The organism is Microcoleus sp. S13_B4 (genome assembly GCF_036700885.1).
Taxonomy (GTDB): domain Bacteria; phylum Cyanobacteriota; class Cyanobacteriia; order Cyanobacteriales; family Microcoleaceae; genus Microcoleus.
In genome coordinates, this window is the sequence record NZ_JAUBPU010000125.1 from 1 (window position 1) to 1,574 (window position 1,574).

Below are 1,574 nucleotides of genomic sequence, written 5' to 3' on the forward strand. Positions count from 1 at the left end.
CCAATACCTACTCGCTTTAACCCGGTATTCCGTCACCGGGCGGATCTTTCATCACTCCGTCACTCCATCACCTGTATGAATAGTATGGGAATATTAACCCATTGTCCATCGACTACCCCTCTCGGGTTCGCCTTAGGTCCCGACTAACCCTGATCCGATTAACGTTGATCAGGAAACCTGGGTCTTACGGTGGGCGGGTTTCTCGCCCGCCTTATCGTTACTTATGCCTACATTTGCTTTTCCAAAAACTCCAGCACCCCTTACAGGATACCTTCGCCGTCATTGGAATGCTCCCCTACCACTCGTCCATCGCTGGATCGAATCCTTCGCTTCGGTATTAGGTTTGATGCCCGATTATTATCGACGCCCTGTCGCTCGACCAGTGAGCTGTTACGCACTCTTTAAAGGAATAGCTGCTTCCAAGCTAACCTCCTGGCTGTCTCTGCAACTGGACCACCTTTGTTCAACTTAACCTAAATTTGGGGACCTTAGCGGAAGGTCTGGGTTCTTTCCCTCTCGGACTGGGACCTTAGCACCCCAGCCCTCACTGCCGGTTCTGTATGACGGCATTCGGAGTTCGTCAGGATTTGGTAGGATGTGACTCCCCCTAGTCCTATCGGTAGCTCTACCTCCGCCATACAATTCCCGACGCTGTTCCTAAAAACATTTCGGGGAGTACGAGCTATTTCTCAGTTTGATTAGCCTTTCACCCCTACCCACAGCTCATCCGGAAGCTTTTCAACGCTTATCAGTTCGGTCCTCCAGTTGGTTTTACCCAACCTTCAACCTGGCCATGGGTAGATCACTAAGTTTCGCGTCTACCCCCTCCGACTCAATCGCCCTTTCAGACTCGCTTTCGCTCCGGGTACGGTACTGAATACCTTACCCTTGCCAGAGAGGAGTAACTCGTAGGCTCATTATGCAAAAGGCACGCCGTCATCCCATCACGGGACTCCGACCGCTTGTAAGCGCACGGTTTCAGGTTCTATTTCACCCTCCTATTCGGAGTACTTTTCACCTTTCCCTCACGGTACTCGTTCACTATCGGTCTCTCAGGAGTATTTAGCCTTACCGGATGGTGCCGGCAGTTTCAAACGGGATTTCTCCGGTCCCGCCCTACTCAGGATACCCGCCTCAATCTAAATCCTTCCAATACGGGACTCTCACCCCCTACGGTCTGCTTTCCCACGCAGTTCTCGTCAGATTTATCTCAATTTCGCAGGTCCTACAACCCCGGTCATGCCGTAACATAACCGGTTTGGGCTCCTCCGCGTTCGCTCGCCACTACTTACGGAATCATTGTTATTTTCTCCTCCTATGGGTACTTAGATGTTTCAGTTCCCCACGTTCGCTTCTCTTTCGAGATGATCCTTGCGGATCGGGTTGCCCCATTCGGATATCTACGGATCAACTCGCATTGGCCAATCCCCGTAGCTTTTCGCAGCTTATCACGTCCTTCTTCGCCTCTGAGAGCCTAGGCATCCCCCGTGCGCCCTTAATCACTTACTTCTACTTGAATACCGTCTCCAGTATTCTTGTTACAATCTCTACTTCAATATGTCAATGAACTTGTT

General features: G+C 51.0%; 1 rRNA gene. It reads right to left on the reverse strand.

The window, feature by feature from the left end:
- Positions 1–1,509, reverse strand: a 23S ribosomal RNA gene (locus tag QT994_RS27380); the annotation flags it as partial.
- Positions 1,510–1,574: the final 65 nt, after the last annotated feature.